This window comes from Escherichia sp. MOD1-EC6842, from assembly GCF_002965705.1.
GTDB lineage: Bacteria > Pseudomonadota > Gammaproteobacteria > Enterobacterales > Enterobacteriaceae > Escherichia > Escherichia ruysiae.
Genome location: NZ_PTRF01000061.1, coordinates 1 through 474 on the forward strand (window position 1 = coordinate 1; position 474 = coordinate 474).

Below are 474 nucleotides of genomic sequence, written 5' to 3' on the forward strand. Positions count from 1 at the left end.
CACTCAGAGCAACCGTTATGTTCTGCAACTTGGCGGCGATCTTGCGCAATGGAGCAGTAACGCACTCGATCGCTGGCATCTCGGCCTGATGGCTGGCTATGCCAACAGCAAGAGTCACACGCATTCCAGCCTGACCGGGTACAGCTCTCGTGGGCAAATCGACGGCTACAGTGTGGGGGTGTATGGCACCTGGTACGCTAACGAAGCAGATAAAACAGTAACTTATGTTGATAGCTGGTTGCTCTATAACTGGTTTGATAACACCGTCTCCGGCGAGTATCTGCCCAGTGAAAAATATCACTCTGACGGTATCACCGCCGCCATTGAAGCGGGTTATACCTTCCGTCTTGGTGAAAGCGCAGATGCCCGCACCAGCTACTGGTTGCAGCCTAAAATGCAACTGACGTGGATGGATGTGAAGGCAGACAATCATACTGAAGACAATGGCACTCTGGTTGAGGACAGCACCGAAGG

1 protein-coding gene is annotated in these 474 nt (G+C 52.5%); it reads left to right on the forward strand.

Going from position 1 to position 474, the window contains the following annotated elements; all coding sequences use genetic code 11:
- A partial coding sequence (locus tag A7Z29_RS23080) for an autotransporter outer membrane beta-barrel domain-containing protein (RefSeq protein ID WP_123058439.1) occupies window positions 1-474 on the forward strand: 474 nt, incomplete at both ends.